Raw genomic sequence first — 26,134 nt, 5'->3', positions numbered from 1 at the left:
ATTTCAGTACTCCCGATAGATCAACTGCTTAGTCTCAACGGACGATGAGCACCAGGCCTGCCCTCAGCACAATGAAGACCAACAACGGTCCAGTCATTGAGGAGCAGGGCATGATGGATATCCGGGGGCTGAGCTACTTTGTCGCTCAAATCGAAAACCTCAGTCAGTGGCAACGTTATGCCGAAGACGTGCTGGGCATGATGGTGGTGCCCGCGCCCAGTGGCGGACTGTACGTGAAGATGGACGATCGGCCGTTTCGCATGCTCATCGTCGAAGGCGCCAAGGCAGGGTACCTGGCCTCAGGCTGGGAGCTGGCCAGCGAGCGGGCATTCAACGCCGCATTGCAGGCACTGGAGCAAAACGGTGTGCGCTGGCAAGCAGGTTCTGCCGCCGAGATCGAGCAGCGTGGCGTACAGGCACTGGTGAGTGTCCTGGACCCCTCCGGCAACCGCCACGAGTTGAGCTGGGGGCACCGTTCCGATTGCCTGCCGTTCATTTCGCCGCAAGGCGTACCGGGTTTTGTCACCGGCGACATGGGCCTGGGCCATACCGTGCTGCCGGCCCCGGACTTTGACGCGACCCTGGCCTTCGTCAAGGACGTGCTGGGCTTCGAGCTGTCGGACATCTTCAACTTTCGCCCCGACCCGGCAGCACCGCCAATCCGCATTCACTTCCTGCATTGCCGCAACAGCCGCCATCACTCGCTGGCGCTGGCGGAGTACGCGGTGCCTTCAGGCTGCGTGCACGTGATGGTGGAAGTGGGTTCGATGACTGAAGTGGGCCGCGCCCATGACCGGCGCCTGGCCCATCACGTGCCGCTGTCGGCGACCCTCGGTCAGCACCTCAATGACCGGATGACCTCGTTTTACATGAAGACCCCGTCCGGCTTCGACCTGGAGTACGGCTACGGCGGCCTGCAAGTGGACTGGGCTGAGCACTCGGCCTTCGAATTTACCCGGGTAAGCCTGTGGGGGCATGACTTTTCCGTCGGCCAACAGCAAGGAGATGTGCAATGAACAAGCAAATGACGGCGGCCGATGCCGTGGCGCACCTGCGCGATGGCATGACCATCGGCTTCGGCGGCTGGGGGCCACGGCGCAAGCCGATGGCGGTTGTGCGCGAGATTCTGCGGTCCCCCGTCAAGGACCTGACCGTGGTCGCCTACGGTGGCCCGGAAGTGGGCATGCTGTGTGCGGAGGGCAAGGTCAAGAAGCTGGTGTTCGGCTTTGCCACCCTCGATGCCATTCCGCTGGAACCCTATTACCGCAAAGCCCGCGAAGCCGGTGGGCTGGAGTTGCTAGAGGTGGATGAAGGCATGTTCCAGTGGGGCCTGCGTGCAGCGGCCATGCGTTTGCCGTTTCTACCGACCCGCTGCGGCCTGGCCACCGATGTCACACGGTTGAACCCTGAACTTAAAACCATCCAGTCGCCGTATGACGACGGTGAAGTGCTGCTGGCCATGCCCGCCCTGAACCTGGACGTGGCGTTTGTCCACGTCAACGTCGCCGACCGCCTGGGCAACACCCTGGTGACCGGCCCAGACCCGTATTTCGACCACCTGTTCGCTCGCGCGGCCCAGCAGTGCTTCGTGTCTTGCGAGCAATTGCACGAACGACTGGAACTGACCACCGAACAGGCACGCTGCAACACCTTTGAGCGGTACCTGGTCAGTGGCGTGATCCATGCACCGTTCGGCGCCCACCCGACCGCCTGCCAGCCCGAGTATGGCTGGGACCTGAGCCACCTCAAACGCTATGCCGCCAGTGCCGGTGAAGAGGGCGGCTGGCAGGCCTATGTTGCGCAGTATGTGGCGGCTGGTGAGCGGGCTTATCAAGAGCAGAACGGCGGTGCCGAACGCATGGGCTCCCTGGCCCTGCCAGTATTCTGAGGAGGATGAAAATGTCGACTACCTGTGAATTCACCCTCGCGGAACTGATGATTGTCGCGGCCAGCGAAGCCTGGCGTGACAACGGCGAGCTGATCGCCTCGGGCCTGGGCGTGATCCCGCGCCTGGGCGCCAGCCTGGCCAAACTCAGCCACAGCCCGCAACTGCTGATGACCGACAGCGAGGCCTACCTGGTCGAAGAACCGATCCCGTTGGGGCCGCGTGGCGATCATGTGCCCAAATATTCGGGCTCGCTGACCTTCGAACGGGTGTTCGAGTGCGTCTGGGGTGGCCGCCGTCACGCCATGATCGGCCCGACGCAGATCGACCGCTGGGGCCAGAGCAACCTTTCTTGCGTGGGCGATTACCACAAGCCCAAGGCCGCAATGCTGGGTGTGCGCGGCTTGCCCGGCAACAGCATCAATCACATCAACTCGTTCTTTGTACCCAACCATAACACCCGCGTGTTCGTCAGCGGCGAAGTGGACATGGTCTCCGGTGTCGGTTTCAAGGCCGACCGCTGGCCAAAAGGCGTACGTCGCGACCTGATGGACATCCGCCTGATCATCACCGACTTGTGTGTGATGGATTTCGACGGCCCGGACCGCGCGGTGCAGGTGCGCAGCCTGCACCCGGGGGTGAGCTTTGAGCAGGTGCAGGAAAACACCGGTTTCCCGCTGCTCAAGTCAGCGTCGCTGAAAGAAACCGTACACCCGACGCCTGAGCAACTGGCGCTGATCCGTCGGCTCGACCCCCATGATCTGCGCAGTTCGGCGATCAAGGGCAACCCGGCTGGCATACGCCTGGCGTAAGGCGAGGGACATGAGCATGAACAGCCCTGACAGTGAATTCGTCGAGCGTGCAGACCACTCGGTGTACGAAACGCAGGAACCGGTGTTGTACAGCGTGGCAGAGGGTATCGCCACGCTGACCATGAACCGGCCAGGCTTCAACAATGCGCAGAACTCGCAGATGACGTATGCGCTGGATGCGGCGCTGCGCCAGGCTGTCAACGATGATGCGGTCAAGGTCATTGTACTGCGCGGGGCGGGCAAGCATTTTTCGGCCGGCCATGACATTGGCACGCCCGGGCGCGATATCAACAAACCGTTCGAGCGTGCACACCTCTGGTGGGATCACACCAACAAGCCCGGCGCCGAGCAGCTGTATGCCCGCGAGCAAGAGGTGTACCTGGGCATGTGCCGGCGCTGGCGTGAGCTGCCCAAGCCGACCATTGCCATGGTCCAGGGTGCGTGTGTGGCCGGTGGGCTGATGCTGGCCTGGGTGTGCGACCTGATCGTGGCCAGCGATGATGCGTTTTTTCAGGACCCCGTGGTACGTATGGGCATTCCGGGGGTGGAGTATTTTGCCCACCCGTATGAACTGAACCCACGCATCGCCAAGGAGTTTCTGTTCACCGGCGATCGCATGAGTGCCGAGCGTGCCTACCAGATGGGCATGGTCAACAGGGTAGTGCCCCGTGAGGAACTGGAGCAGGGCACCTATGCGCTGGCGGCCGGTATTGCCCGGCAGCCGCGAATGGGCCTTGCGCTGACCAAGCAGGCCATTAACCACGTCGAGGATCTGCAGGGTAAACGCACGGCGATGGACGCCGCCTTTGCCTGGCACCACTTCGCCCATGCCCACAACGAACTGCTGTCGGGTGACAAGCTGGGCGGCTTCGATGCCAAGGCCATGGCCCAGGCCAACAAGGCTGCCGCCAGTGGAGAGCAGGCATGAGCCGCTGGTTGTGTACGCCACTGACCGAAGCCTTGGGCTGCCGCTACCCGATCGTGCAGACCGCCATGGGATGGGTGGCAGACGCCAACCTGGTGATTGCCACAACCCGCGCCGGTGGTTTCGGTTTTCTGGCCGGGGCCACGATTGCGGCCGATGCCCTGGAAGGCGAGATCAACAAGGTAATTGCCGCCACCGGTGGCAGCAATTTCGGCCTGAACTTCCATATGTTCCAGGAAAACGCGACCCAATGCGTTGACCTGGCGATTCGCTACCGCTTGCGGGCGGTCAGTTACGGACGTGGCCCGGACAAACAGACCATCGCCCGCTTCAAGGCTGCCGGGGTGCTGTGCATCCCGACGGTGGGTGCACTCAAACACGCCCTGAAGGCGGTGGAGCTGGGCGCGGACATGATCACCATCCAGGGCGGCGAGGGCGGCGGGCATACCGGTGGTGTGCCCAGTTCGATCCTGTTGCCCCAGGTGCTCGCGGCGGTGTCGGTCCCGGTAATCGCCGCAGGTGGTTACTCCACCGGCAGAGGCCTTGCCGGCGCGCTGGCGACCGGCGCTGTGGGTATTGCCATGGGCACGCGCTTTTTGATGACCCGGGACTCGCCTACGCCGTCGAGCACCTTGGTGCATTACCTCGAGGTCAACGACCCGCAACGGGTGCGGGTGACCACGGCGGTAGATGGCATGCGCCACCGCATGATCGAGAACCCGTTTATCAACCGCCTGGAGCAGGCCGGGTCTTTCGGGCGCCTGTGCATCGCGTTGCGCAGCGCCTGGAAATGGAAGCAGCAAACCGGAATGAGCCTGAGCCATCTGTTCGGTGTGCTGCGCCAGGCACTCAAGGAAGACCCCGGCGCGCTGTCGCAAACGCTGATGGCCGCCAACCAGCCGGTACTGCTGCAGCGTTCGATGATCGACGGTGTTCCGGACGAAGGCATTCTGCCCAGCGGCCAGGTAGCCGCCGCCATTGGCGAACTCAAGAGTTGCCAGCAAGTGATCGAAGAAATTGCCCAGGAAGCCGAACGCTGCCTGGAAGCCCTGTTGGCCTGCCGTAGCGAGCATCAGCCTGCCGAACTTTGGAGAACACCCTCATGAGTCAAGCATTTACCACACAGATCGAGGCGGGCATTGCCGAGCTGGTGCTGGCCAAACCGCCGGTCAATGCCCTGGGCAGCCAGGAGTGGATGGACCTGGCCCATCAGGTCGAAGCCCTGGGCGCCAACCCCGACGTCCGGGTAATCGTCATCCGTGCCGAAGGCCGTGGTTTCTGCGCCGGTGTCGACATCAAGGAACTGGACGCCCACCCCGAACGCATCGTAGCGGTCAACGCCGGTAATTATGCGGCGTTCAAGGCGGTGCATCGCAACCCTGTGCCGGTCATCGTCGCCGTGCACGGCTTCGTCCTCGGTGGTGGCGTCGGCATTACCGGTGCTGCCGACATTGTCGTGGCCTCAGAGTGCGCCACCTTTGCCTTGCCCGAAGTTGACCGTGGGGCCATGGGCGGCGGCGCCCACCTGCAGCGTTTGTTCCCGGTGCAGAAGGTTCGTTATCTGTTCTTCACCGGCGACAAGATCGGCGCCGCCGAGGCTGCGCAGTATGGCTTCATCGAGCGCGTGGTGCCCAAAGAGCAGCTGCGCGAAACCGCGCTGGAGATTGCCGCCAGAATCGCTGCCAAGAGCCCGGTGATGATCGGTATCGCCAAGGAAGCCCTGAACGGTATCGAGGACGGCAACCTGGAAGACAAATACCGCTGGGAGCAGGGGCTGACCCTGCAGGCCTACACCAGTCCGGATTCTGCGCAAACCCGCCGCGCCTTCGTCGAAAAACGCGACGCCAAGTTCTGAGAGAGTGCCATGGAACTAGCTTATACCCCCAAACAGAAGGCCTTCCGTGAGGAAGTGCGTGAATGGCTGGCGGCCAATCAGCCGACTACGCCGCTGGCCAACTACGACACCCGGGAAGGATTCGAGCAGCATAGGGCCTGGGAGGCGAAGCTGTTCGAGCAGCGCCTGTCGATGGTCATGTGGCCCAAGGCCTACGGCGGGCGCGGTTGCGACCTGATCGAGTGGCTGATTTTCGAGGAAGAGTACTACGGCGCAGACGCACCGATGCGTATCAACCAGAACGGTCAGCTGCTGCTCGGCCCAACGTTGATGGAGTTCGGTACCGAGGCGCAGAAGCAGCGCTTCCTGCCGCGCATGGCGTCCAGTGTCGACATGTGGGCCCAGGGCTGGTCCGAGCCCAATGCCGGCTCCGACATGGCCGCGATCACCAGCAAGGCCATCCGTGATGGCGATCACTATGTGCTCAACGGGCAGAAAACCTGGTCCAGCCGCGCACTGTTTGCCGACTGGCTGTTTGGCCTGTTCCGCAGCGACCCGGCCTCGACCCGGCACAACGGCTTGTCGTTCGTGATGGTGCCGCTCGATGCCCCGGGCGTGACCATCCGGCCGATCAAGGCGCTGAACGGCAAGAACACCTTTGCCGAAGTGTTTTTCGACGACGTGCGCGTGCCGGTTGAAAACTGCATTGGTGCCGAAGGCCAGGGCTGGCATGTGGCGATGGCCACCGCCGGCTTTGAACGAGGTTTGCTGTTGCGTTCGCCGGCACGCTTCCAGGCCACGGCGCGCAAGTTGATACAGCTGTACAACGCCAACCGCCAGAGCGCCGACCGCGACCCGAGCATCCGCGAAGCGGTTGTCGAGGCCTGGCTGGGCGCTGAAGGCTACGCGCTGTCGTCCTATCACACCGTCGGGCGCTTGAGCCGTGGCGCGCAAATCGGCGCCGAGTCGAGCATCAACAAGATCATCTGGTCGGAGCTCGACTTGAAGATGCACGAAACCGCCATGCGCATCCTGGGTGCGCACGGGGAGTTGTTGAGCAGTGCTGCGCAAGCGGTCGAAGGCGGCTGGCTTGATGGCTTCCTGTTCGCCCAGGCCGGGCCGATCTACGCCGGCACCAACGAAATCCAGCGCAACATCATCGCCGAGCGCATGCTCGGCCTGCCGAAATAGGAGCCGGCCATGGACTTTACCTTTACCGATGATCAGCTCACGTTTCGCGAAGCTATCAGCCGTTTCCTGATGACCGAGGCGGCGCCCGAAATGCTGCGCGAGATCTGGGAAACCGATACAGGCCGCTCCGCTGACTTGCGCAACAAGATAGCCCAACAGGGCCTGACGGCATTGTCGGTGCCCGAACAGTTCGGTGGCCTGGGCATGGACGATGTGGCCTGGGCACTGATGACCCAGGAGCTGGGCTACTACGCCATCCCGGACTCGCTGGCCGACACGGCTTATGTGGTCACCGGGCTGCTCAACGGCCTGCCAGACGACAGCCCGGTCAAAGCCCGCCTGCTGCCGCGCATCGCCGATGGCAGCGTGCGCCTGGCTATCGGCCACCCGATCAACCCGTTGGTGCCTGATGCACCGCTGGCAGAGTGGCTGATCCTTGCCCAGGGCGATGAGGTGCATGCGGTGCCGCGCGCGCAGGTCGATGTGCAGGCCAACGCCAGTATCGATGCCTCCAGGCGCCTGGGCCTGGTGAGCTGGCAGCCAACACGCGACACCTTGCTGATCGGCGGCGAACAGGGGCGGGCCTTGTGGGCCGATACCTTGAACCGCGGCGCCTTGTCGGTTGCCGGGCAACTGCTCGGCCTGGCCCAGCGAATCCTCGACCTGTCGGTGGACTACGTGGCCCAGCGCAAGCAATTTGGTAAGCCGATCGGCAGCTTTCAGGCGGTCAAGCATCACCTGGCCGATATCGCCAGCAAGATCGAATTCGCCAAACCTGTGCTGTATCGCGCGGCCTATGCCTTGGCGCAGGGGGATCGCCGCGCCGATGTCTATGTATCGCAGGCCAGGCTGGCCTGTTGCGACGCCAGCTGGCTGGCGGCGCGCCACGGTATCCAGGTGCACGGTGCCATGGGTTACACCTGGGAGGTCGACCTGCAGATGTTCATGAAGCGCGTGTGGTCGCTGGACCCGTCCTGGGGCGACCGTGCCACCCATAAAACCCGCGTCGCCGCCTATGTGCTCAGCGATGAAGCCCGGCTTGGGCCGGGCGCCACCTTCGAGGACTGAGCCATGCCCCAAGCGTATATCGTCGATGCCCTGCGCAGCCCCACGGGCAAACGCAAAGGCAGTCTGGCCCACGTGCATGCCATTGACCTGGGCGCGCATGTGTTGAAAGCGCTGGTCGAACGCAACGCCATTCCTGCCCACGCGTATGACGACGTGATTTTCGGGTGTGTCGACGCCATCGGCTCGCAGGCGGGTGACATCGCTCGCACCAGCTGGCTGGCTGCCGGCTTGCCGCTGAACGTGCCGGGCACCACGGTCGACCGGCAGTGCGGTTCGTCGCAACAGGCGCTGCATTTTGCCGCGCAAGCGGTGATGAGTGGCATGCAGGAGGTGGTGGCTGTCGGTGGTGTGCAGACCATGACCCAGATCCCGATCTCGTCGGCGATGCTCGCTGGCCAACCGCTGGGCTTCAGTGACCCGTTTTCCGGCAGCAAAGGCTGGCAGGCGCGCTTTGGGCAGCAGCCGGTCAATCAGTTTTACGCCGCACAGCGCATCGCCGATCACTGGCAGATCAGCCGCGAAGACATGGAAGTGTTTGCCCTGGAAAGCCATCGTCGCGCCTTGGCGGCTGCAGAAGCCGGCTATTTCGCCCGCGAGATCGTTGCCTGTGAAGGCCTGGCCTTTGATGAAACGCCGCGGGTCAGCAGCCTGGAGAAAATGGCCAGCCTGGAGCCTGTGAGCGCTGAGTTCCCGTCGATCACAGCCGCCGTATCGAGCCAGACCTGCGATGCGTCCGCGGCCTTGCTAGTGGTATCGGAGGCGGCGCTCAAGCGCTACAACCTGACCCCCAGGGCGCGTATTCATCACCTGTCGGTGCTCGGCGACGACCCGATCTGGCACCTCACGGCACCGATTGCAGCCACCCGTGCGGCGCTCAAGAAGGCTGGCCTGCGCATGGCTGATATCGACCTTGTGGAAATCAACGAAGCGTTTGCCTCGGTGGTCATGGCCTGGGCCAAGGAGCTCGATTACGACCCGGCTCGCACCAACGTCAATGGCGGCGCCATCGCCCTTGGCCACCCGCTGGGCGCTACCGGTGCGCGCTTGATGACCACCTTGCTGCATTCGCTTGAACGCACCGGCGGGCGTTATGGCCTGCAGACCATGTGTGAAGGCGGCGGCCAGGCCAACGTTAGCATCATCGAACGGCTTTGAAGCTACCCACACTCAACAACAGGAAAACATCCTATGGGAATCTGTGCAGGTCGTACTGCGATCATCACCGGTGCCGGTGGCGGGCTGGGCCGCGCGTATGCGTTGGCATTTGCCGCCGAAGGCGCCAATGTGGTGGTCAATGACATTCGTCGCGAGGCCGCCGAGGCAGTGGTCGACGAGATTTGCTCCCAGGGTGGCCGAGCAATCGCCAACGATGGCGACATCACCACCCTGAGCAGCGCTCAAGGCATCGTCGATGCTGCATTGGCGGCGTTCGACGAAGTGCATGTTTTGGTCAACAACGCCGGGGTCTTGCGTGACCGCATGTTCATCAGCCTGTCGGAAGAGGACTGGGACATGGTGATGCGCGTGCACCTGAAGGGGCATTACTGCCTGGCCAACATCCTCGGCCGGCGCTGGCGCGATCAGGCGAAGGCCGGTATCCGGGTGGCGGCGCGTATTATCAATACCAGTTCCGGCGCCGGTTTGCAGGGCTCGATCGGGCAGTCAAACTATGCAGCGGCCAAAGGCGGTATCGCTTCCCTGACCCTGGTGCAGGCGGCGGAACTGGCCCGCTATGGCGTCACCGCCAACGCCCTGGCCCCGGCGGCGCGTACGGCGATGACCGAAAGCGCAATGCCGGACATGGTCAAGAAGCCCGAGGACGACAGCTTCGACGCCTGGGCGCCGGAGAACGTCGCACCTTTGGTGGTATGGCTGGGCAGTGAGGCGTCCGGACATGTCAGTGGCCAGCTGTTCGAGAGCCAGGGCGGCCGGATCTCCCTCGGTGATGGCTGGCGTACCGGCGTCACCCGCGACAAGGGGGCGCGATGGCAGGTCGCTGAACTAGGGGCGGCGGTCGATGCGATCCTCAGCGAAGCACCCAAGGCGCAAAAGGTCTGGGGTACGTGAGCGCAGCTTGATGCACAGGCGTCGGCATTACCGGCGCCTGCCTCTTTTTGCCTTGCCACAACCGACCCCGTCCGTTTTGACGATGTGCCTGCCCCCTGCGGCCTTTATACCTGTCGACAACCTGTTTTCTGTCAGAGGTATACCGCGTGAAACAAGCCCCTCCTTATGTGCCAGGCCACCAGTTGCTGGCTGGCAAATCCGTGCTCATCACTGCCGCCGCTGGCGCTGGCATCGGCTATGCCGTGGCCAAGCGCTGCGCCGAAGAAGGCTGCCGCGCCCTGATGATTTCCGATGTTCATCCCCGGCGCCTGGAGCAGGCGGTGGAACAGCTCAAGGCCGACACCGGCTTGCAGGCCGTGTACGGCCAGCTGTGCAACGTCACTGTCGAAACCGAGGTGCAAGCCCTGGTCGCCGCCGCCGAACAGGCCCTTGGCGGCGTCGACGTGCTGATCAACAACGCAGGCCTTGGTGGTTCCAGGCGGGTCACCGAGATGAGCGACGAGGAATGGCTGCGGGTAATTGATGTGACCCTCACCGGCACCTTCCGCATGACCCGCGCGATGCTGCCGCACATGGAGCGCCGAGGGAGCGGGGCGATCATCAACAACGCTTCGGTACTCGGCTGGCGTGCGCAGAAAGAGCAGGCGCACTACGCCGCCGCCAAGGCCGGGGTCATGGCGCTGACCCGCTGCAGTGCGCTGGAAGCCGCCGAAAGCGGGGTGCGCATCAACGCCGTGTCGCCGTCGATTGCCTTGCACGAATTTCTCAAGAAAGCCAGCAGCGAAGAACTGCTGGCCAAACTGGCCGATCGTGAAGCCTTTGGCCGCGCCGCTGAAGTGTGGGAAGTCGCCAACGTCATGATCCTCCTGGCCAGCGATTACGCCTCCTACATGGTCGGCGAAGTGCTGTCGGTCAGTTCACAACAGGCTTGAGGGCACCCCATGAGCACCCGATTCAGTAGCGCCGAGCAAATGCTCAAGGCCCAGGGCCTGGACCTGGGCGTCACCGACTGGCTGCAGCTGACCCAGGCGCGGGTCAATCTGTTCGCCGAAGCCACTGGCGATCAGCAGTGGATACATGTCGACCCTGAGCGCGCCGCCAATGGCCCGTTCGGGGCGTGCATCGCCCATGGCTACCTGACCCTGGCCCTGGCCAACCTGTTCATGCCGCAGTTGATGAGCATCGACAACATGGCCATGGGGGTGAACTACGGCACCGACCGCGTGCGTTTCCCCGCCGTGGTGAAAGTCGGTGCGCGGGTACGCGGCCGAGGGCAGGTCATCAGTGCCGAGCTGATCGGCAGCGCAGTTCAGCTGGTGGTGCGCATCAGCGTCGAGATCGAGGGCGCCGAACGCCCTGGCTGCGTGGTCGACACCATCAGCCGTTACACCTTCAATCCCGTCACCGAGTGAGGCTGTTCATGGACAAGCAAGACGTTGTAATCGTAGCGACTGCCCGTACTGCACTGAGCAAATCCTTTCGCGGCTCTTTCAACGACACCGAAGCCCCGGTGCTTGGCGGCCATGTGGTACGCGCGGTGGTCGAGCGTGCAGGTATCGAGCCTGGCGCGGTAGATGACGTGATCATGGGCGCTGCAGTACAGCAGGGCACCCAGGGCTACAACATTGGCAGGCTATGCGCCTACACCGGCGGTTTGCCCGACAGCGTGCCGGGCATGGCACTTGACCGGATGTGCGCTTCAGGGCTGATCAGTATCGGCATGGCGGCGAAGAACATTCTGCTCGGTGAAATGAGCATTGCCATCGGCGGCGGTGTCGAGTCGCTGTCGCTGACCCAGAACAAGCACAAGAACACCTACCGCAACCAGTCGGAGGCGGTGCTGGCGTGTATGCCAAGCGCCTACATCCCGATGATCGAAACCGCCGAGATCGTTGCCCGGCGCTACGGCATCAGCCGCGCGGCCCAGGACGACTACTCCCTGCAAAGTCAGCAGCGCACCGCGGTGGCCCAGCGCGATGGCCTGTTCGACGAAGAAATCGTACCGCTGCAAGTGCGCAAGCTGCGCTTTGACAAGGAAGGCCAGCCCGATGGCCATGAGCAGGTGGTTGCCGATCGCGACGAGTGCAACCGTCCTTCAACCCGCTTCGAAGACCTGGCGGCGTTGAAACCCGTGTGGAAGAACGGCCAATGGGTCGAGCAGGGCGAGTTCATCACCGCCGGCAACGCATCACAGTTCTCCGACGGAGCCTCGGCCAGCTTGCTGATGAGCCGCGCCGAGGCCGCCCGGCGTGGCCTGAAGCCGCTGGGGACGTATCGCGGCATCGCCGTGGCCGGCTGCGCGCCGGAAGAAATGGGCATCGGCCCGGTGCTGGCGGTGCCCAAACTGCTCAAACGCTTCGGTTTGAGCGTGGCCGAAATCGGGTTATGGGAAATCAACGAAGCCTTTGCCTGCCAGGTCCTGCATTGCCGCGACGCTCTGGGGATTTCTGCGGAGCGCCTGAACGTCAACGGTGGGGCTATTTCGATTGGTCACCCGTTCGGCATGTCGGGTGCGCGCATGGTCGGTCACGGCCTGCTGGAAGGGCGCCGTCGCGGCGTGCGCTACGTGGTCGTGGCCATGTGCATCGGGGGGGGCATGGGCGCGGCGGGCCTGTTCGAGCTGGACTGACCCGCGGTTCTGTCTATCGGCACCGGGTTAGGCCATTTGGACGATGTCCCGCAGGTCGAGCAGACGGACTATCTACACACCTCAGACACCGCGCCTGGGTGGCGCGGTGATTCACGACTACAAGAACAAGAGGGTGGACCGTATGTCTATTGTCGAGCGCCTGGATGTCGCTGCACGCAGTCGCCCATGCGCCAAGCTTATTGCCTATTTCGTGTGCATTACGGTCGCCGCAATCGTTGCGCTGGCATTTACCCCACGCGGCGCGCTGAACATCGCCCAGACAACGCTGAATACCGAGCGCATGCAGATAAACGGCCTGCTCAATCTGGGCAGCCGTCAGGTGGCGGTGGGTGAGCGCGGAACCATCCTGATCAGCGATGACCGCGGCCGCACCTGGCAGCAAGCCACGGTCGAGCCGCAACGCCAGATTTCCCTGACGGCTTTGACCGCGTTGAACCCCGAGCAATTGGTAGCCGTTGGCCAGGACAGCCTGATTCTGCGCTCCAATGACGCTGGCAGCAGCTGGCAAGAGGTCCAATTTGATGCCGCAGCAGGCGAGCCGTTGCTCGGTGCATGGGCGGCCGGTGGCGAGCAGGTCGTGGTATTCGGCAGCTACGGCAAGTTCTACCAGTCTGAGAATGCCGGACGCAGCTGGCGCGCGGTGGCGCTGGAGGTCGACCGTGCCCATCTCAATGCGCTGGATGGCGGTAGCGATGGCCGACGCATGTTGGTCGGCGAACAGGGCCTGGTCATGCGCAGCGCCGATAACGGGCAGCATTGGCAACAGTTGCCGGCATTCTATAACGGCTCACTGTTTGGCGTGGTTCGCCTGAGCGCCCAGCGTTGGGTGACCTACGGCATGCGCGGCCATGTGTTTGTGACCGACAACTTCGGTGAGCAGTGGCAGGCGATCAAGGTCGGCAATACCCAGCCGCTTTATGGCCATGTTGTGCTGCCAGACCACAGCGGCGTACTGATTGTCGGCGGCGGCAGCTCGATGGTGCGCCTGGACGCACAAGGCCGCTTGATCGGCACCACCCGGCAACCGGGGTTGGGCACCTTGACCTCAGCCATCGTGGTGGGCACCGATCAGTTGCTGGTAGCCGGTGAACGGGGCGTTTTCCAAGGGAACGGTAACAGCGTTGCCTCACTGGGCAAAGGAGAGCAAAGTCATGAAGTACGCTAAAGCGCGGTCCGGGCGCTTGGTCGAGCGTTGCGCCGACCTGCTGTTGGCACGACGCAAACTGCTGTTGACGGTATTCCTTTTGCTGACCCTGGGGCTGGGCTACAGCGCTACCCACACCCAGCTCGACCCCGGCTTCAACAAGCAGATCCCGGTGCGGCATGAGTACATGCTCAACTTCCTCGAATTCAGCCAGTACTTCACCGGCGCTAACCGCTTTCTGGTGAGCGTTAGATGGAAGGGCGAAGGCGACATCTACAACCCCGAGTTTCTCGACACGCTGCGCAAGGTGACTGACGATGTGTTCTTCATCAACGGCGTCAGCCGCGCCAGCGTAACCTCGCTGTTCACCGCCAACGTGCGTTACATCGAAATCACCGAAGAAGGCTTTTTTGGTGATGTGGTGGTACCGCCACGCTTCACCGCGAGCGCCGAAGACCTGGCTCAGGTGCGCAGCAACGCCGCGCGCTCCGGGCAGGTCGGGCGGCTGGTGGCCAATGACCTTAAGTCGGCGATGGTCCGTGCCGATTTACAGGACGTTGACCCACAAACAGGCAAATCGGTCAGTTATGTTGAAGTCGCCAAGCGTCTGGAGGACATTCGCGACAAGTACAGCAGCGATCAGATCGAGATCAACATTGTCGGTTTCGCCAAGCTGGTGGGTGATGTTGTCGAAGGGCTGATGACCGTGATCGGCTTTTTTGTCGTCGCCTTCCTGATCACCGGCCTGCTGCTGTGGCTCTATTCACGCTCGTTGCGCCTGACCGTAGTGGCGCTGTTGGTGGCTTTGCTGCCGGTGGTGTGGCTTTTGGGCTTGTTACCGCTGATGGGCCTGGGTATCGACCCGATGTCGATACTGGTGCCGTTCCTGATTTTTTCCATTGGCGTTTCGCACGCCGTGCAGATGACCAATGCCTGGAAACAGGAAGTGCTGGCCGGCAAGGATTCGCTGCAGGCGGCGCAACTGGCCTTTTGCAAGATCTTCATTCCTGGCTCCCTGGCGTTGCTGATGAATGCCTTGGGCTTTGGCGTGATCATGCTGATCGACATCCCTATCGTGCATGAACTGGGGGTCACGGCCTGTATCGGCGTGATGCTGATGATCATCACCAACAAGCTGATGTTGCCGATCATTATTTCCTACCTGCGCCTGGAGCGTAGTGTGCTGAGCAAGGAGTGCGTCCAGCAGCAGGGAAGGCACCCGCTGTGGTGGCGCTTGTCGGCGCTGGCCGAACCGCGCCCGGCCCTGGCGGTGCTGGCGCTCAGCCTGATGTTGCTGAGCGTGGCGGTGCTCAAGGCCCGGCAGCTGGAAGTCGGTGACATCGGTGCTGGCGCGCCAGAGTTGCGCGCCGAGTCACGTTACAACCAGGACAACACGAAAATTGTCAGCAGCTACTCCATCGGCCTGGATGTGCTGGCGGTGTTTGTCCGGGCTCAGGGGCTGGAAGAGGCGTGCCTGTCACCGTCGGTGATGCGTGCGGTGGAAGCCTTCGACTTCCAGATGCGCAGCGTCACCGGCGTGCAGTCGGTGCAGTCGGTGGCCGGCTTTGGCAAGACGGTGATTGCCGGCAACAACGAAGGCAACCCACGTTGGGCGGCCATTCCTGGGTCGGCCCGGGGCTTGAGTCAAGGTGCCCGTGCCTACATGCCCGAGGACGGCCTGGTGACCGATGGCTGCCAGCAGATGCAGATTCTGGTGTTTCTCACCGATCACGATGGCGCCACGGTCTCGCATGTGGTCCAGGAGGCCAAGCGGATCATTGCCCAGGTCCAGGTGCCGGAAATCAGGTTCTTTCTCGGCGGTGGCAATGTGGGGGTAATGGCGGCGTCCAATGATGCGGTCAAGCGCGCCGAAGTGCTGATGCTGGTGGCGTTGTTTGGCTCGGTGCTGTTGTTCTGCTGGTTGACCTTCAAATCGTTGCGCGCGGTGTTGTGCATCCTGGTGCCGCTGGCCATCGTGGCGGTACTGTGCAATGCACTGATGGCCATGCTTGGCATCGGGTTGAAGGTGGCGACCCTGCCGGTGATGGCGCTTGGGGTTGGCGTCGGGGTTGACTACGGCATTTACCTGTATGAGCGGATCCAGCACGAAATGGCCGAGGGCGCCAACCTGCGCCACGCGTTCTACCAGGCCATGTGCCAACGCGGAACAGCGGCCGTTTTCACTGCCCTGACCATGGCGATCGGGGTGTGCACCTGGGCCTTTGCACCGCTGAAATTTCAGGCCGATATGGGGGTCTTGCTATCGTTCATGTTTCTGGTCAATGTACTTGGGGCAATTTTCCTGCTGCCGGCCTTGGCCGCCTGGTTCAACCTCGGCAAACCCCTGGTTGCGGTCAAAGCGAACCGTGCAGCGCGCGCGCACGTGTTTGAATCATAACAATAAAAGCGGGCACGGCCTGGGCTGTGCCCCGCGAGGAGACGGGCGATGGGAAATTCCACCGTGGGGTTTGGAGCGCTGGCAGAAATGGGTATGGAGCTGGCTGAATATGACACGCTCATCGGCGAGTTCTATGACGGCTCGCTGAACCACAAGTTGATGGCCAAGACCTTGCGCCACGTACGCAGCCTGTATCAGGCCAATTACGTCACCTTGATCTTGCGAGTGCCAGAGCAACCTGACCTGGGCCTGATGATTGTCGTCGGTGACATCGAAGGCGAGGGGGAGGTGAGTTACTGGGCCTACCCACAAGCTGTTACCCCCTTCAGCAACCCGCCGATGGACCAGGTGTTCACCGTCGAAGACCTGATGACCGAAGCCGAGTGGGCCAATTCGGTCTACTACAAGACCTACGGTACCGTGCACGACACCTACCACATCATGGGTGCCGACGTTTCAACTCCCGATGGCGGCAAGCTGCGGTTTCGCATTACCCGGCCCAAAGCCGCGCTGAAATTCACCGCCTCCGAGCGCACCCTGTGTGAAATGATCCTGCCGCATTTGCGCCGTGCGATGCACGTGCACAACCTGCTCGATCGCAGCGAGTCGATCAGCGAGCTGTATGCCCAGGCCATCAGCCGCCTGTCAGTGGCCACCATCGTGCTTGACCAGAGTGGCAGCGTGCTGCGCCTCAACCCGGTGGCCAGCGAACTGCTGGAACAGGCGGACGGCCTGAAACTGGTGGGTGGGCGCCTTGAAGCCACCTATCCCAGCGACAACCGCGAACTGCAGCGCCTGGTACGCAATGCCTTCGCGCGTGACGTCAATAGCGAAAAGGTCAGCACTGCGGCCGAAGCGATGTCGGTGGCCAGGCCATCGGGCCAGGTCAACCTGGGGGTAGTGATCGAGGCCATTCCGACCCAGGACTGGGCCGAGGGTAAGAGCAAACCTGCGGTGGTGGTATACATCCGCGACGCGGTTGGCCGCTCTATGGCTAGCGAAACGGTAACCAAGCAACTGTTCAACCTGACCCGGGCCGAAACCGCACTGGCCATGGAGCTGGCTAACGGCCTGTCGCTTGAAGAGGCCGCCGAAGTATTGAATGTGCGCCGCAACACCGCACGGGCGCATTTGCGCTCGATCTTTTCAAAGACGGGTGTGCGCCGCCAGACGGAGTTGGTGCGCATCATTCTCAACAGTGTGGTTGCCTTGGGAAAGCCCAAACTGGCAGCACTGCCAAACGACAAGCCGGAAAAACCGGTGTTGAAGCTGGCCACCCCGGCGCGCAATAGCGCCTGACCTTCGCCCCGCTTACCCGAACGCCCCGGTCCTGTTTGCAAGGCCGGGGCGTTTTAGTCCGTGCGGACGATGTTGTGGGGTTTGCGCGGCACCAATACTAGCCAGCACCACCATTCAACAAGGAGCAACGTTATGCCAGTTACAGCGGTCAGCGGTTCTGCATCCGGTATCGGTGCGGCAGTCTGCCAGGCGCTACGCGCCGCCGGGCACCGCACTATCGGCATCGACCGGGCAAATGCCGAGGTGATTGCCGACCTGTCCAGCGCAAGCGGGCGCCAGGCCGCCATCAGTGAGGTGCTCGAGCACTGCGACGGGGTGCTCGACGGCCTGGTGTGCTGCGCCGGGGTCGGCTCCAGCGCGGAATCCAGTACTATCGTGTCGGTCAACTACTTTGGTGTCTGTGAGCTGCTTGACGGCCTGGCCGATGCACTGGCCAAAGGCGAAAGGCCAGCCGCTGTAGTGATCGGATCGATTGCCGCCACCCATGTGAACCCGGATCAGCAGCCGATGATTGCGGCCATGCTGGCCGGCAACGAAGCGCTGGCGCTGGAACACGCCAATACGTTGGGGCAGTCCCATGTGGCCTATGCCAGTTCCAAATACGCCGTGACCTGCAATGCCCGTAGCAAGGCGGTTGCCTGGGCAAAACAAGGCATACGCCTGAATGTGGTGGCGCCTGGGGCAGTCGAGACACCGTTGCACCAGGCGTCTCTGAACGATCCACGCTTTGCCAAGGCGGTCCGTGAGTTTGTCGCACCGCTGGGGCGCGCCGGCAACCCTGAGGAGATCGCCCAGGTCGTGGCATTCTTGCAGTCGACTCAAGCCAGTTTTGTCCACGGCACTGTGATGTTTGTAGATGGCGGTATGGATGCCATGGTTCGTCCGGCACGTTTCTAGCCTATGTACACGTGAGAACAACAATGACCAAAGTGGCATTCATTACCGGGGCAAGCCGCGGTATCGGGCGCGAGACGGCATTGGCCTTTGCCCGGGCCGGGTTCGATGTGGCGATCAGTGCCCGCACTGTTGAGGAGGGCGAAAGCACAGTGCATCGGCTGTGCGATGCCCAGGGCGTGCCCCTGGCGGGCAGCCTCAACAGTACGGCAGCCGCGATCCGCGCCTTGGGGCGCAAGGCGTTGGTGGTGCCTATGGATCTGCTCGACAGCGCCTCGGTACTGGCCGCCGGGCAGGCAGTACTGGCGGCGCTCGGGCGCATCGATGTGCTGATAAACAACGCCATCTACCAGGGTCACGACCTCAACAGCGCATTCATGTCGCTGCAGCCGCAGACCATGCAGCGGGTATTCCAGGGTTATGTGCTGGCGCCGCTGTTGCTGACCCAGACCGTGTTGCCCGGCATGCTCGAACGGGGCGCCGGGGTGGTGATCAACGTCACCTCCGGTGCCGGTGAAGGCGACCCGCCTGTGGCCGCCGTCGACGGTGGCTGGGGCTATGCGTACGGTGCCGGCAAGGCTGCGGTCTCCAGGGTCTCGGGGGTGCTTGCAGCCGAACTGGGCGAGCAGGGGATTCGCGCCTTCACGCTCAATCCGGGGGTGGTCACCACTGACGCGCTGAAGGCCACGATCGGTGAGAACGGCGTGCTGGCCATGCGCATCGGCACTGCGCCTCCCCAGGTGCCGGCAGAGGTGATGGTGTGGCTGGCCACCCACGATCAGGCCGCGCGCTTTCAACGGCGCACCATCGCCGCGCAGGCGTTTGCGCTGGAGCACGGCATCGTCGCCAACTGGCGATGAACACTGGCTGAAGAAGTACTCGTGGTGCTCATCTAGTCCATGCGGAGGATGAGCACCGGCGGCTGCTCGGTGAAGATTGACCGGGCAAGTTACCGGGGATTTTCACACGAGGAACAATAACAATGACCAAGCTCGCAGCAATCAATGTCGAAACTGCTCTGGCCCCGCGCTTCGGCCGAGGCTGGCACTGCCTGGGTGAAGCGGCCGACTACCGTGATGGCCAGCTGCACACCCTGAATATCTTCGGCACGCGCTTGCTGGCATTTGCGACTTCCAGCGGCCAGATCAGCGTCATTGATGCCCATTGCCCGCATATGGGCGCTGACCTCTCGCGCGGCACCCTGGAAAATGACCGGGTGGTATGCCCCTTTCATCACTGGCAGTACGATGCCAGCGGCAAGTGCGTGGAGATCCCGTACTGCAAACGTATCCCGCCGAAAGCCAAGACCCACAGCTGGCTGACGTGTGAAGAAAACAACCTTCTGTTTGTCTGGAACAACCCGGAAGGCAAGGCGCCGGCAGACGGTGTTGTGATTCCTCATCTGCCGGAACAGGACAGTGACGAATGGCTGCACGACTGGCACATGGACAAGCTGATTATCGAGACCAACCCACGCGAACTGGTCGATAACCTGGCAGATGCCCAGCACTTCGGTCCGGTTCATGGCACGCCAACCAAGTATTTCGCCAACGTCTTCGAAGGCCACATTGCCCAGCAGATTTTCCATGGTGACTCCGAGCGCCTGGGCGGTGATCTGGTGGCCGAGTCGGCGTACTACGGACCAGCCACGCACTTTACCCGGATGCGGGCAGTTTTTGAGGGCATGGAGATCCACTCGATCCTGCTCAACTGCCATGTGCCGATCACCGCCAACAGTTTTGAGCTGCGTTTTGGCTGCATGGTGAAGAAAGTGCCGGGGTGGAGCGAAGAACAAAATCGGGAAATGGCCAAGGACTATGTGATGCGCAACCGCGAATCCTTCTACCAGGACGTGGATATCTGGGCGCACAAGATTCGGGTGAACAACCCGGTCCTGGCCGAAGGCGATGGCCCGGTCTATCAACTGCGTGAATGGTACGAGCAGTTTTTCATGGACGAAACCAGCGTGCCGGCCACCATGGCCGAGCGGCGCGAAATCATTACCGTCGGCCAGCGCTGAAAGCCGCCCGAGCAGGAGAGAGCAATGAACATGAGTGGCCGAAATACACTGGCGATCATGCTGGCCGCCAGCTTCGCTTCGACGATTGGCGGCTTGCCATTCAATACCTTGCCTATCCTGCTCGGGTCGATGGTCGATAGCCTGGGCTTTACTGTCGAACAGATCGGCCTGCTGGGCTCGGTGTGTTTTGCCGGCTACCTGCTCGGCACGCTGTTGGCAGTGGTGCTGATCGATCGCATGAACTGGCGCTGGTTGACCCTGGGGTGTGCGTTTGGCGCTGCGGCGGCATATGGTATGTCGTCCTGGCTGCCGCCTGCGGTCCAGTCGTGGCTGTGGGCGGTGATCGGCTTTTTTGCTGCGCTGATGACTTGCCTGGGTATGCGCATCATGGGTGAAATGGCCAACAAGGAACGCGCCCTGGGCATGCGCCTGGGTATTGAACTGGGCGTGGTAGCCGCAGTGCTGTTTGCCTTGCCGTCGCTGGTAATTGCGTATTTCCATTACACCGGCGCGGCCTTGATGCTGGCTGCGATCATTCTGCTGTTGAGCCTAAGCGCGCTGGCGTTGCCCAGGCGTCAGGAATTCATTCACGAAGCGCAGCAGGGGCAAGCCGATTCGTTGCTGGCACGCTTCAGGTTCCCGCCGGCGGCTTATGCTGCGTTGGCGTTTTTCTTCCTTTTCGGCGCCGGGCAGATAGGCCTATGGGCGTTTCTCGAACGCTTGGGCCATGGCCTGGCGCTGCAGCCAGCGGAACTGGGTATCGTCTTCGCCGTGCTGAAACTGCTGGGCGGCGCAGCGGCGCTTGCCTTGGCCGTGGTGGGTGACCGCCTGGGCGTACGCGTCCCCCATCTGATCGTTCTCGCGGTGCTGGGTACCGGGCTGCTGTTACTGGGCAATGCCGAAGGCTTTTTGATGTATGCCGCCGGCGCCTGGATCTGGGAAGTGGGCTTTACCTGGGGTTGTGTCTATCAGACCGCAGCGATTGCACGCCTGGACCGCAGCGGTCGTTCGATCATGCTGATTCCAGGCGCCTTTGCGCTGAGCTCCATGGCAGGTCCGGCCCTGGCCGGGCAACTGGTCAGTGAGGGCTTCGGCGTACTGTTATGGCTGGCGGCAGGCTGTGCGCTGATCCCGGTGCTGGCCTTTACCTGGCTGCTGGCGCAACGCTTGCAAAACGTGGGCACTGGCTGCGCGGTTGGTGTGCAGGCTTGATGGCGGACCGCTATAAACCCATGACGCTGGCCGATGCCTGCCGGTTCGCGAGGCACGGCGTTTCGGGAGCTCCTAAAATGAAAACAGATCCGGCGAAGGACTTTGCTCGCTATTGCCAGGCATCACGCTCTAGAATCGCATCCATTGGCCTGTCGTTCAGTGCATTAGAAAAGAGGCAATTATGGATCGCGAAGCCGCCGGCTCTTCAGGAGACCTGGATGCTCCCGCATTAACCAATCAGGAGTCTGCTTTTCCAACGACCGCGTTGGAGCGTCTACAGTTGGCGCTTGATGCTGGCGCCATCATTGGAACGTGGGTGTGGGATATTCGCCCCAACCAGGTGACTGCGGATGAGCGATTCTCGCGATCTTTCGGACTGCCTGCAGATAAATGCATGGCGGGTATTCCAATCGAGGAAGCTTTCGCCTCGATTCACCCGGACGATCGAGATCGTGTCTCTGCCGATATCCAGGAGGCGATGGGCCGCGGTGGGGGCTTCCGGTGTGAATACCGTGTCAGGCAGCATGATGGCAGCTACCGCTGGATCGAGGCCAATGGAAGAGCCGAGCTTGACGAGGAAGGTCAGGCTGTGCGGTTCCCCGGCATTCTCATGGACGTCGAGTCACGCCGTTCAGCCGAGGCTGAGCGTGACAGGATGTCAGCCTTGCTTCGGACATTCACGGCGGCCGTTCCCGGTGTTGTCTACGCAAAAGATCGCGAGGGGCGGCTAATCGTTGCGAATGATGGTGTCACCCAACTGGTTGGCAAACCACCAGAGCTTTACCTGGGCAAAACCGACCTGGAGTTTCTGGAAGACAAAGCTCAAGCACGGCAGATAATGGAAACCGATCGGCTCGTCATGCATGGCGGGAAAGCCGTTCAGATCGAAGAACGCGTCGACATGCCGGACGGCACGGCTACTTACTGGCTCTCTGTCAAAGCGCCCCTGTGCGACGAAGCAGGCGAGGTCATGGGGCTGATTGGCTCGTCCATCGATGTCACCGCGCGCAAAAATGCCGAGTCGGAGTTGCTGGAGCTTAACCGCACGCTGGAAGCGAAGATTGAACAAGCCGTGGCCGAGCGAGAGGCGGCGCACGCAGCGCTACGTCAATCGCAGAAAATGGAGGCGGTCGGCCAACTGACCGGGGGTATCGCTCACGACTTCAATAACCTGCTTGCGGGCATCACGGGAAGCCTTGATTTGATCAAGCTTCGCCTGAAGCAGGGCCGTATTGCTGACGTAGAACGTTACCTGACAGTGGCACATGGTGCGGCACAAAGGGCCGCGTCCCTGACCCACCGGCTCTTGGCCTTTTCACGCCGCCAGACGCTGATGCCTGTGCATACCGATGTCAACACCCTGATCAGCGACATGGAGGAGCTGATACGCAGGACGGTCGGGCCAGCGATCCAACTCAAGGTCGAGCTCCAGGCAAAATCAAGCACCTGTCTGGTCGATCCGGCTCAGGTCGAGAACGCACTGCTGAATCTATGCATCAACGCTCGCGACGCATTGGAAGGTGGAGGATCGATCTCCATCAAGACGTACAACGAGGAGCTGGTACAAGGGGACGCGCTCGATCCTGAACTGGCACCCGGCACGTACTTCACCGTCTGTGTAGCCGATGACGGGGTAGGGATGAGCACTGAGACGCTAGCGCGTGCATTCGAGCCATTCTTTACCACCAAACCTGTAGGGGCGGGTACAGGGCTCGGCCTGTCCATGATCTATGGTTTCGCCAAACAGTCAGGCGGGCAGGTTCGGATCGAATCGCAAGTGGGCCGGGGCGCCCGCGTGTATCTGCAGCTACCCAGCCTCAAGGTTGAGGCGGATGCGGCAGGTCGTACCGAGCCATTGCCTGAATCAGAGCTGACCTCCTCAGGCGAAACGGTTCTGGTCGTCGACGATGAACCCTCCGTGCGCATGTTTGTGAGCGAGTCGCTGGGTAGCTGCGGATACATTGTCATTGAGGCCACGGATAGTCTGGCTGGCCTGCAGTTGCTCCGCTCGGATACCCGCATCGATCTGCTTGTCACAGACATCGGCCTGCCAGGAGGCACTGACGGCAGGCAGATGGCCAATACTGGCCGCAGCATCAGGCCTGGCCTGCCAGTCCTGTTCATGACCGGGTATGCGCAGCCAAAGATATTGGACAATGCCCAGCTCGAGCCCAACACGGCTGTGCTGACAAAACCCTTCACACTCGAAACGCTGACGTTGACCGTGAATGCTTTACTCAAGAACTGCTGCTGACAAGTGCCGTATTTCAATGACGCATCAGAGCGTCAGGCGATCTTCAGCCACGACCTGATTACGTCCATTCTGCTTGGCTAGGTACAGGCGTTCGTCGGCACGCTTGAGGATGGCCGTAGCGTTGGGGGTGTGTGCACTGCGACTGGCCACACCGATGGAAATGGTCAACGTGCCGATCTCCGACACAGCGGCAGCGCTGAGCGTGGTGCGGATCCGCTCGGCGACCTCGCAGGCCGTGTTCAGCGCGGTGTTCGGCAGTAGCAGGCAGAACTCTTCGCCACCGGCCCGGCACGGCAGGTCCCCGGCCCGGGTACAGTCGCGGATTACTTGGGCCACCCTCTGCAAGGCCAGGTCACCGACATCGTGACCAAAGTTGTCGTTCACCCGCTTGAAATGGTCGACGTCCAACGCCAGTGCCGAATACACCTGTTGGCTTGCGTCCAGCCCCTGAAGGGCCGCGTTCATCGCGCGCCTGTTGGCCAGGCCGGTGAGCGGGTCGGTGTCGGCCGCGGCGTTCAAGCTGCCGATTTTCTGTTGCAGCTGTTGCGACTGCAATACCAGCGCCTGGCGGATCGCCGCGGCCTCGGCATACCAGGCGTTGATGGCTGATAGTTCAGCCGTTGCATTCGGGGTCGAAAGGTCGGTGGCATGGCCGGCCAGCGCGCGCAATGGGCGAGTGATCAGCATCACGCCGAGCAGTATCAGGACCAGACCGATCACCCCTGCCGGGACAATCCTGATCAGCATGTCGCGCATCAGCTTGCCCAGTGGCGCCAGTGCCTGTTCCCGGGGTTGCTGGACGACCACGGCCCAGTTGGAGCCCTGCACGTGAGCGAACCCGGCGAGCATCGGCACCTTATGATAGTTGACCGTCTCCAGCGTGCCGCTGTCACCGAGCAAGGCCTTGTCCACCGTTTCGCTCCAGCCGAGCACTTCACCGATTCGTTGCTGATCGGGGTGGTACAGCAACCGGCGGTTGCCATCGGCGACAAAGGCAAACGCGCCATCAAGGTGATGTTCACCAATCAAAGAATGCATCACGCCACGCTGTTGCAAGACCACGGAGCCGCCGACCAGACCGAGATACTCGCCTTTGGGGCTGAAGACAGGCTGGGAGACGAAGACGATCAGCTTGCCGTTGGTTGAGGTAAACGCCTGGCTGACCATGGGGCGACGCACGTTGAGCGCTTCGTGCAGTTCGTCGGAGCTGACCGTCGAACCGATCGGCACCGCAGGCGGGTAAGCCTGCAGCACCCGGCCCGCAGGGTCGGTGATCAGCACGGTGTTCAACTCTGAATCCTGGGCCTGCAGGCGGTGCGCTTCTTCCTCGAGCAACGCTCGATTGGCAAAGTCGCTGCCCAGGCGTTGTGTGCTGTACTTCAGGCGCTCATTGACCGAGTACAGAAACTGATCGATGCTCGAGGCGACCTTGAAGGCATAGGCACGGTTGGCCTCCAATGCCGAATGCACCAGCGCATCGCGTTGTACACTGTAGGCCGTGATCAGGCTGTTGCACAGGGTACTCAGCACGGCGAGCAGGACAAAGCCAAGAACCAGGCCACGCAGGCCGATACGCGATGACAGCACCTTGCCCATGAGTAAACCTCATCCCTCAATAGCTGAAAAGTTCGGCACAAGCGTAGACGGGTATTACCGCGCAGGTGGGCGTCGGAGAGCCGCTGCTCTGGCGTGAGCCATCAGGCCAGAAACTCCGAATCAGCAGGGCAAGCCGGCTGCTTGTCCTGCTGGATGTTGCTGTACACGGCAACCCCGCACACGCCTGCCAGGCCGACACTGGCAAGCAGGATATCGCCCAGCAACATGCCTGCGACCAATACCAGCACGCTGATGCGGAAGAGGGTTGTCATGACTGCCTCCGATGCAGTTCGATATCAGAACCCTGACCATACCGGCGCAGCCGAAATTGTGCAGCCCACTTGCGCGCCTGCGGCCGTGTTTACCTGTGAAATGGCAGAACGGACCTATTTGGCAGGATATGGAGTGCTGGTTAGCGGTATCCTGAAAGCCCCAGCCCCAGGTGCACCGATCATGCGCACAATGATGCTTTTATTGGCAATCACGGCAGTTACAGGTTGCCAGTCGCCGCTGCCAAGCGCCAATCCGCAGATGGCCTGGGTTGATTTCTCGGTGCCATTTCCCAATGACAGGTTACTGATGGCCGAACGGCTGGATAAGCAACGGTTGCGCGACGGCCGCTTCTTTCAAGTGAGCCCCGGGCGCCATGAGTTGATCGTCAGGTTTGACTATGAAGTGGGCGGTGGCGGCGGGCTGAGCCTGATGGGCGGCACGACTGTACGCGAATGTTACCTGACAGTCCCTTACGCGAACTTTCAGGCAGGCCAGCGCTATGTGCTGGAAGGAAGGTCGATGGCGCTGACACCTGAGGCGCGCTTGTATGATGCCAAGGGGGAGGTGGTTGCAGAGGTAAGCGAGTTCTATTGCCTCTAAGGGGCAGGAAGC

Annotated in this window: 24 protein-coding genes; 22 read left to right on the top strand and 2 right to left on the bottom strand. The window is 62.0% G+C overall.

The genetic code is table 11. From position 1 onward, the window contains the following. The first annotated feature begins 110 nt into the window (after positions 1-110). The 21 genes from J3A71_RS15890 to J3A71_RS15790 all read left to right on the top strand — a co-directional run bounded on the left by J3A71_RS15890 (position 111) and on the right by J3A71_RS15790 (position 23,653). Positions 111-1,016, top strand: a complete 906-nt coding sequence (locus J3A71_RS15890; RefSeq protein ID WP_060517742.1) for a VOC family protein — start codon at positions 111-113, stop codon at positions 1,014-1,016. Further along, positions 1,013-1,888: a CoA-transferase gene (locus J3A71_RS15885; protein WP_016486847.1), complete on the top strand. Its 876-nt coding sequence runs from the start codon at positions 1,013-1,015 to the stop codon at positions 1,886-1,888. Before J3A71_RS15890 ends, J3A71_RS15885 begins: the two co-directional genes overlap by 4 nt. Positions 1,889-1,899: 11 nt before the next feature. Then, a complete protein-coding gene (locus tag J3A71_RS15880) occupies positions 1,900-2,697 on the top strand; it encodes an acyl CoA--acetate/3-ketoacid CoA transferase subunit beta (RefSeq protein ID WP_016486848.1) in 798 nt (265 codons plus the stop codon). 16 nt (positions 2,698-2,713) lie between these two features. Continuing rightward, on the top strand, positions 2,714-3,625 hold the full coding sequence (locus J3A71_RS15875; protein ID WP_024717888.1) for an enoyl-CoA hydratase: 912 nt from the start codon (positions 2,714-2,716) through the stop codon (positions 3,623-3,625). Beyond that, complete coding sequence (locus J3A71_RS15870) at positions 3,622-4,728, top strand: nitronate monooxygenase (RefSeq protein WP_016486850.1); 1,107 nt, start codon at positions 3,622-3,624, stop codon at positions 4,726-4,728. The genes J3A71_RS15875 and J3A71_RS15870 overlap by 4 nt, the downstream gene beginning before the upstream one ends. Further along, the gene (locus J3A71_RS15865) at positions 4,725-5,477 is read left to right on the top strand and encodes an enoyl-CoA hydratase family protein (protein WP_016486851.1); all 753 of its coding nucleotides are present in this window, start codon (positions 4,725-4,727) and stop codon (positions 5,475-5,477) included. The genes J3A71_RS15870 and J3A71_RS15865 overlap by 4 nt, the downstream gene beginning before the upstream one ends. A 9-nt stretch (positions 5,478-5,486) precedes the next feature. Continuing rightward, positions 5,487-6,647 (top strand): acyl-CoA dehydrogenase family protein, encoded by a 1,161-nt coding sequence (locus tag J3A71_RS15860; RefSeq protein ID WP_016486852.1) that lies wholly within the window; start codon positions 5,487-5,489, stop codon positions 6,645-6,647. A 9-nt stretch (positions 6,648-6,656) separates the two neighbouring features. Further along, positions 6,657-7,715 carry an acyl-CoA dehydrogenase family protein gene (locus J3A71_RS15855; protein ID WP_016486853.1) on the top strand — a complete coding sequence of 353 codons (1,059 nt, stop codon included), beginning with the start codon at positions 6,657-6,659 and terminating at the stop codon, positions 7,713-7,715. A gap of 3 nt (positions 7,716-7,718) precedes the next feature. Next, positions 7,719-8,870: an acetyl-CoA C-acetyltransferase gene (locus J3A71_RS15850; RefSeq protein ID WP_023049055.1), complete on the top strand. Its 1,152-nt coding sequence runs from the start codon at positions 7,719-7,721 to the stop codon at positions 8,868-8,870. A gap of 33 nt (positions 8,871-8,903) precedes the next feature. After that, entirely contained in the window at positions 8,904-9,782 is an 879-nt protein-coding gene (locus J3A71_RS15845; protein ID WP_016486855.1) for an SDR family oxidoreductase, read from the top strand. A 146-nt stretch (positions 9,783-9,928) separates the two neighbouring features. Next, positions 9,929-10,714, top strand: a complete 786-nt coding sequence (locus J3A71_RS15840; protein ID WP_016486856.1) for an SDR family oxidoreductase — start codon at positions 9,929-9,931, stop codon at positions 10,712-10,714. A 9-nt stretch (positions 10,715-10,723) separates the two neighbouring features. Further along, complete coding sequence (locus J3A71_RS15835) at positions 10,724-11,194, top strand: MaoC family dehydratase (RefSeq protein ID WP_016486857.1); 471 nt, start codon at positions 10,724-10,726, stop codon at positions 11,192-11,194. 8 nt (positions 11,195-11,202) lie between these two features. Then, a complete protein-coding gene (locus tag J3A71_RS15830; protein ID WP_016486858.1) occupies positions 11,203-12,411 on the top strand; it encodes an acetyl-CoA C-acyltransferase in 1,209 nt (402 codons plus the stop codon). A 142-nt stretch (positions 12,412-12,553) separates the two neighbouring features. Further along, a complete protein-coding gene (locus J3A71_RS15825; RefSeq protein WP_016486859.1) occupies positions 12,554-13,597 on the top strand; it encodes a YCF48-related protein in 1,044 nt (347 codons plus the stop codon). Further along, the gene (locus J3A71_RS15820; protein WP_023049060.1) at positions 13,584-15,974 is read left to right on the top strand and encodes an MMPL family transporter; all 2,391 of its coding nucleotides are present in this window, start codon (positions 13,584-13,586) and stop codon (positions 15,972-15,974) included. The genes J3A71_RS15825 and J3A71_RS15820 overlap by 14 nt, the downstream gene beginning before the upstream one ends. A gap of 48 nt (positions 15,975-16,022) precedes the next feature. Then, positions 16,023-17,273 carry a helix-turn-helix transcriptional regulator gene (locus tag J3A71_RS15815; protein ID WP_016486861.1) on the top strand — a complete coding sequence of 417 codons (1,251 nt, stop codon included), beginning with the start codon at positions 16,023-16,025 and terminating at the stop codon, positions 17,271-17,273. 132 nt (positions 17,274-17,405) lie between these two features. Further along, positions 17,406-18,170 carry an SDR family oxidoreductase gene (locus J3A71_RS15810; protein ID WP_016486862.1) on the top strand — a complete coding sequence of 255 codons (765 nt, stop codon included), beginning with the start codon at positions 17,406-17,408 and terminating at the stop codon, positions 18,168-18,170. 23 nt (positions 18,171-18,193) lie between these two features. Further along, entirely contained in the window at positions 18,194-19,027 is an 834-nt protein-coding gene (locus J3A71_RS15805; RefSeq protein WP_016486863.1) for an SDR family oxidoreductase, read from the top strand. A 122-nt stretch (positions 19,028-19,149) separates the two neighbouring features. Then, positions 19,150-20,187, top strand: a complete 1,038-nt coding sequence (locus J3A71_RS15800) for a Rieske 2Fe-2S domain-containing protein (protein ID WP_016486864.1) — start codon at positions 19,150-19,152, stop codon at positions 20,185-20,187. Positions 20,188-20,217: 30 nt separating this feature from the next. Continuing rightward, positions 20,218-21,399, top strand: coding sequence for an MFS transporter (locus J3A71_RS15795; RefSeq protein ID WP_231995330.1), 1,182 nt, complete (start codon positions 20,218-20,220; stop codon positions 21,397-21,399). A 181-nt stretch (positions 21,400-21,580) separates the two neighbouring features. Continuing rightward, the gene (locus J3A71_RS15790; RefSeq protein WP_016486866.1) at positions 21,581-23,653 is read left to right on the top strand and encodes a PAS domain-containing sensor histidine kinase; all 2,073 of its coding nucleotides are present in this window, start codon (positions 21,581-21,583) and stop codon (positions 23,651-23,653) included. A gap of 24 nt (positions 23,654-23,677) precedes the next feature. Here the strand turns inward: J3A71_RS15790 and J3A71_RS15785 are convergent, their stop codons facing one another. After that, entirely contained in the window at positions 23,678-25,249 is a 1,572-nt protein-coding gene (locus tag J3A71_RS15785; protein ID WP_016486867.1) for a sensor domain-containing diguanylate cyclase, read from the bottom strand. A 101-nt stretch (positions 25,250-25,350) separates the two neighbouring features. After that, complete coding sequence (locus J3A71_RS15780; protein ID WP_016486868.1) at positions 25,351-25,521, bottom strand: hypothetical protein; 171 nt, start codon at positions 25,519-25,521, stop codon at positions 25,351-25,353. A 181-nt stretch (positions 25,522-25,702) separates the two neighbouring features. On the opposite strand from J3A71_RS15780, the gene J3A71_RS15775 reads away from it, so the two are divergent. Beyond that, positions 25,703-26,122 carry a hypothetical protein gene (locus J3A71_RS15775; RefSeq protein ID WP_024717887.1) on the top strand — a complete coding sequence of 140 codons (420 nt, stop codon included), beginning with the start codon at positions 25,703-25,705 and terminating at the stop codon, positions 26,120-26,122. Positions 26,123-26,134 lie beyond the last annotated feature (12 nt).

The organism is Pseudomonas sp. PvP089 (genome assembly GCF_017875165.1).
Lineage (GTDB): Bacteria > Pseudomonadota > Gammaproteobacteria > Pseudomonadales > Pseudomonadaceae > Aquipseudomonas > Aquipseudomonas fortuita.
This window is presented reverse-complemented; position numbering and strand designations above follow the sequence as displayed.

Coding starts and splice junctions, on each gene's coding strand:
- J3A71_RS15890 (WP_060517742.1), top strand. CDS start 111: ATGATGGATATCCGGGGGCTGAGCTACTTTGTCGCTCAAATCGAAAAC.
- J3A71_RS15885 (WP_016486847.1), top strand. CDS start 1,013: ATGAACAAGCAAATGACGGCGGCCGATGCCGTGGCGCACCTGCGCGAT.
- J3A71_RS15880 (WP_016486848.1), top strand. CDS start 1,900: ATGTCGACTACCTGTGAATTCACCCTCGCGGAACTGATGATTGTCGCG.
- J3A71_RS15875 (WP_024717888.1), top strand. CDS start 2,714: ATGAACAGCCCTGACAGTGAATTCGTCGAGCGTGCAGACCACTCGGTG.
- J3A71_RS15870 (WP_016486850.1), top strand. CDS start 3,622: ATGAGCCGCTGGTTGTGTACGCCACTGACCGAAGCCTTGGGCTGCCGC.
- J3A71_RS15865 (WP_016486851.1), top strand. CDS start 4,725: ATGAGTCAAGCATTTACCACACAGATCGAGGCGGGCATTGCCGAGCTG.
- J3A71_RS15860 (WP_016486852.1), top strand. CDS start 5,487: ATGGAACTAGCTTATACCCCCAAACAGAAGGCCTTCCGTGAGGAAGTG.
- J3A71_RS15855 (WP_016486853.1), top strand. CDS start 6,657: ATGGACTTTACCTTTACCGATGATCAGCTCACGTTTCGCGAAGCTATC.
- J3A71_RS15850 (WP_023049055.1), top strand. CDS start 7,719: ATGCCCCAAGCGTATATCGTCGATGCCCTGCGCAGCCCCACGGGCAAA.
- J3A71_RS15845 (WP_016486855.1), top strand. CDS start 8,904: ATGGGAATCTGTGCAGGTCGTACTGCGATCATCACCGGTGCCGGTGGC.
- J3A71_RS15835 (WP_016486857.1), top strand. CDS start 10,724: ATGAGCACCCGATTCAGTAGCGCCGAGCAAATGCTCAAGGCCCAGGGC.
- J3A71_RS15830 (WP_016486858.1), top strand. CDS start 11,203: ATGGACAAGCAAGACGTTGTAATCGTAGCGACTGCCCGTACTGCACTG.
- J3A71_RS15825 (WP_016486859.1), top strand. CDS start 12,554: ATGTCTATTGTCGAGCGCCTGGATGTCGCTGCACGCAGTCGCCCATGC.
- J3A71_RS15820 (WP_023049060.1), top strand. CDS start 13,584: ATGAAGTACGCTAAAGCGCGGTCCGGGCGCTTGGTCGAGCGTTGCGCC.
- J3A71_RS15815 (WP_016486861.1), top strand. CDS start 16,023: ATGGGAAATTCCACCGTGGGGTTTGGAGCGCTGGCAGAAATGGGTATG.
- J3A71_RS15810 (WP_016486862.1), top strand. CDS start 17,406: ATGCCAGTTACAGCGGTCAGCGGTTCTGCATCCGGTATCGGTGCGGCA.
- J3A71_RS15805 (WP_016486863.1), top strand. CDS start 18,194: ATGACCAAAGTGGCATTCATTACCGGGGCAAGCCGCGGTATCGGGCGC.
- J3A71_RS15800 (WP_016486864.1), top strand. CDS start 19,150: ATGACCAAGCTCGCAGCAATCAATGTCGAAACTGCTCTGGCCCCGCGC.
- J3A71_RS15795 (WP_231995330.1), top strand. CDS start 20,218: ATGAGTGGCCGAAATACACTGGCGATCATGCTGGCCGCCAGCTTCGCT.
- J3A71_RS15790 (WP_016486866.1), top strand. CDS start 21,581: ATGGATCGCGAAGCCGCCGGCTCTTCAGGAGACCTGGATGCTCCCGCA.
- J3A71_RS15785 (WP_016486867.1), bottom strand. CDS start 25,249: ATGGGCAAGGTGCTGTCATCGCGTATCGGCCTGCGTGGCCTGGTTCTT.
- J3A71_RS15780 (WP_016486868.1), bottom strand. CDS start 25,521: ATGACAACCCTCTTCCGCATCAGCGTGCTGGTATTGGTCGCAGGCATG.
- J3A71_RS15775 (WP_024717887.1), top strand. CDS start 25,703: ATGCGCACAATGATGCTTTTATTGGCAATCACGGCAGTTACAGGTTGC.